General features: G+C 62.4%; 3 protein-coding genes. 1 reads left to right on the top strand and 2 read right to left on the bottom strand.

All coding sequences use genetic code 11. The features are described from left to right. Together ACYVDE_RS16800 and pseB are read right to left on the bottom strand one after the other, a co-directional pair. On the bottom strand, positions 1-826 hold an 826-nt coding region (locus tag ACYVDE_RS16800; RefSeq protein WP_460502705.1), incomplete at its 3' end, for an aminotransferase class I/II-fold pyridoxal phosphate-dependent enzyme. Positions 827-896: 70 nt separating this feature from the next. Then, on the bottom strand, positions 897-1,916 hold the full coding sequence (gene pseB / locus ACYVDE_RS16795) for a UDP-N-acetylglucosamine 4,6-dehydratase (inverting) (protein ID WP_460502704.1): 1,020 nt from the start codon (positions 1,914-1,916) through the stop codon (positions 897-899). A gap of 259 nt (positions 1,917-2,175) precedes the next feature. Here pseB and ACYVDE_RS16790 point away from each other — a divergent pair, with 259 nt between their 5' ends. Then, positions 2,176-3,645, top strand: a complete 1,470-nt coding sequence (locus ACYVDE_RS16790) for an MBOAT family O-acyltransferase (RefSeq protein WP_460502703.1) — start codon at positions 2,176-2,178, stop codon at positions 3,643-3,645. Positions 3,646-3,840 lie beyond the last annotated feature (195 nt).

Below are 3,840 nucleotides of genomic sequence, written 5' to 3'. Positions count from 1 at the left end.
CCAGGCCCTCATCGGCGCGGGCGAGCTGGCTCAGGCCGAGGGCGCAGTTGAGGTCGGGCAGGCGGTAGTTGTAGCCGAGCTCCTGCATTTCCATGTACCAGCCGCCGTCGGGCTCGCGCCGGAGGTCGGCCGGGTCGCGGGTGATGCCATGGGTGCGCAGGCGCAGCAGGTGATGGAACAGCTCCTCGGAGTTGGTGGTAATCATGCCGCCTTCGCCGCAGGCAATGTGCTTCACGGGGTGGAAGCTGAAGATGGCCAACTCGGCGAAGCGGCCGTTGCCGCAGCGCTGCTCCTGGCCCTGCGAGTCGATGAAAAAGCCGCCTGGCGCGTGGCACGAATCCTCGATAATCCAGAGGCCGAACTCGTCGGCCAGCTGGCGGGCGGCTTCCAGGTTCACGGCCAGCCCGGCAAAATCTACCGGAATCAGGCCCGTGAAATAGCCTTTGGGGTGCGCTTCGAGCAGCGCCCGCACTTTGGCCAGGTCGATAAGCGCGGTTTCGGGGTCAATATCGGCGAAATGCACCTCGCCGCCGCAGTAGCGCACGCAGTTGGCCGACGCCGAAAAGGTGATGGGCGTGGTGATGACGCGCTGCCCGGGCTGCACGTTCAGGGCCAGCGCGCACAGGTGCAGGGCCGCCGTGCCGTTGCTCACGGCTACGGCAAATTTGGCCCCCACGTAGGCGGCAAACTGCTGCTCAAACTCGCCCACGGTGGGGCCTTGCGTGAGGTAGTCGCCGTGCAGCGAGGCCACCACGGCGGCCACATCGGCCTCCGAAATGAACTGGCGGCCGTAGGGCAAGGGGCGGTTTGGGAAGCTGTTAGCCATTGGCTGTTAGCTGTTTGCTTGAACGTGGGAGGCGCCAGTAGCTAACGGCTGTCAGCTGCTGGCTAAAGAATTACACCGCGAAATCGGGGTCGACGTGCAGGCGGATTTCCTCGCGAATCTGCTCGGCATCGAGCCACTCCTCGTTGTTGAACGAGTCGTACTGAAAGCCCAGCGGCACGCGCTTACCATTGAATTTCTCAATGAATTTATCGACATCCCAGTTCGGCGTGGAGGGCAGGATGACGTAGTAGCGGTCGAGCTCGACGGTGCTCAGGGCGTCGGTTTCGGTAATCATGGCCTCGTGCAGCTTCTCGCCGGGGCGGATGCCCACAATTTTCTGCTCGCACTCGGGGCCGATGGCGCGGGCCACTTCCGTGATTTTGTAGGACGGAATTTTCGGCACGAAAATCTCGCCGCCCCAGGAGTGCTCCAGCGCATACAGCACGAGGTCCACACCCTCTTCGAGCGAGATGTTGAAGCGCGTCATGTCGGGGTGGGTGATGGGCAGCACGCCCTTGTGGCGCTCCTGCAAAAAGAAGGGCACCACCGAGCCGCGCGAGCCAATTACGTTGCCGTAGCGCACCACCGAGAAGCGCAAATCGCGGCTGCCCTTCATGTTGTTGGCCGCTACAAACAGCTTATCGGAGCACAGTTTCGTCGCGCCGTAGAGGTTGATGGGCGCCGCGGCCTTGTCAGTGCTCAGGGCCACTACTTCCTTCACGCCCGAGTCGAGGGCGGCGTTGATGACGTTTTCGGCCCCGAAAATATTGGTCTTGATGCACTCCATCGGGTTGTACTCGGCGGCGGGCACCTGCTTGAGGGCGGCGGCGTGAATCACGATGTCGATGCCCTCGCAGGCGCGGTGCAGGCGCTGCGCATCGCGCACATCGCCAATGAAATAGCGAATGGCCGGGTACTTGGCGGGGCTGAATTCCTGGCTCATCTCGTACTGCTTCAGCTCGTCGCGCGAGAACACCACGAGGCGCTTCACCTGCGGAAACAGCTCAAAAACGGTGCGAACGAATTGCTTGCCGAAGGAGCCGGTGCCGCCCGTGACGAGAATGGATTTGTGGTTGAGGTCGAGAGCCATGAAAACAAGTAAGCCAAAAACAGGACTGCAAAAGTAGGGCTTTTGGGGTTGGCATAGTTGGTAAAAAAGTAGAACGTCATGCTGAGCGGAGGCGCAGCCGCAGTCGAAGCATCTCGCGTGTAGCAGTAAAATGAATTACTTGCGCGGTAGAGATGCTTCGACTGCGGCTGCGCCTCCGCTCAGTATGACGTTCCATTAAAATCATTGTGCCCACAAAACTGCCCGCCGCGCCCGACCTTTGCCGGCCTCCGCGCCGCGCATGCTCTTCAACTCGCTCCACTTTCTCATTTTCTTTCCGCTGGTTGTGGGCCTGTACTACGGCCTGCCGCCGCGTTGGCGCGGGGCGCTGCTGCTGCTGGCCAGCTACTACTTCTACATGAGCTGGCGGGCCGAGTACGCCCTGCTGCTGCTGGCCACCACGGCCCTCGACTACTACAGCGGCGTGCGTATGAGCCGGCTGCCCGACAAGCGTCAGCGCCGCCCCTGGCTGGCCCTGAGTTTGGTTAGCAACCTCGGCACGCTATTCGTTTTCAAGTACTTCAATTTCTTTCGCGATGCCGCCGTAGCGCTGGCCGGGGCGCTGCACCTGCCCGTGGGCGCGGGGCCGGCGCTGGGGCTGCTGCTGCCGGTGGGCGTGTCGTTCTACACGTTTCAGAGCGTGGGCTACATTGTGGATGTGTACCAGGGGAGGTTGGAGGCGGAGCAGAATTTTGGGCGGTTTGCGCTGTTCGTAGCGTTTTTCCCGCAGCTGGTGGCCGGGCCCATCGAGCGCGGCGGGCACATGCTGCCGCAATTCCGGCGCGAGCATCGGTTCGATTACGCCCGCATCGTGAGCGGGCTGCGGCTCATGGCCTGGGGCCTGTTCAAGAAAGTGGTGGTGGCCGACCGGCTGGCCCTGCTCGTGAATCCGGTGTTCAACGCCCCACGCCAGCACCCCGAGGGTCCGCTGCTGGTGCTGGCCACGCTAGCCTTCACCTTCCAGATTTACGGCGACTTCTCGGGCTACACCGACATGGCCCGGGGAGCGGCCCGCGTACTGGGCTTCGATTTCAACCTGAATTTCCGGCAGCCCTACCAGTCGGCTTCGGTGCCCGAGTTCTGGCGGCGCTGGCACATTTCGCTTTCCAGCTGGTTTCGCGACTACCTATACATTCCCCTGGGCGGCAGTCGCGTAACGCCGGTCCGGGCCTACTTCAACTTGCTGGTCGTGTTTCTGGTGAGCGGGCTCTGGCATGGGGCCAACCTCACGTTCGTGGTGTGGGGCGGCCTGCATGGGCTGTACCTAGTGCTGAGTACCTGGGCGCGGCCGGCGCGGGCGTGGCTGGCGCAGCGCACGGGGCTGGCGGCGCACCCGGGCCTGCGGCATGGGGTGGGCGCGGGCCTTACGTTTATATTGGTGGCGTATGCCTGGATTTTCTTCCGCGCCAATACGTTGGATGACGCACTATTCATCAGTCGGCATCTGCTCACTGGCTGGCAGCTAAACAGCCGCCAAGTCGCCACTTTATTACTCGATTTCTCGCAGCACTACCGCCCCGAACTGGCCGTGGCCGCTTTTGCCGTAGGCCTGATGCTAGCTGTAGAATACGCCGGCAGTTGGCGCAGCCCACAGGCTTGGGTGGCGGCCCAGCCGTGGGCCACGCGCTGGGTGGGCTACGTGGGGTTGGCCTTGCTCATTCTCTACCTCGGTATTTTCAACAGCACTTCGTTCATCTACTTCCAGTTTTAAGTACAGCGCGAGCCGTAGCGCGAACTTTGTAGTTCGCGTCCTCGCGCCGCCACCCCGATTATCGTTCTGAAACGCGAGCTACAAAGTTCGCGCTACTATTCCCCCGCTTTGCATATAAACAGCCCGATTCTTAAGCTGCTGATGCGCCTGCTGCTGCTGGCGGTGGCGGGCGCGCTGGGCGCGGCGGCGCTGCTG

The organism is Hymenobacter agri, from assembly GCF_054778495.1.
Note: the sequence above shows the minus strand (reverse complement) of the source record. Positions and strands in the feature narration are given on the sequence as shown.

Bases quoted from the DNA above. Each gene is read 5' to 3' on its own strand.
- pseB (WP_460502704.1), bottom strand. From the start codon at position 1,916: ATGGCTCTCGACCTCAACCACAAATCCATTCTCGTCACGGGCGGCACC.
- ACYVDE_RS16790 (WP_460502703.1), top strand. From the start codon at position 2,176: ATGCTCTTCAACTCGCTCCACTTTCTCATTTTCTTTCCGCTGGTTGTG.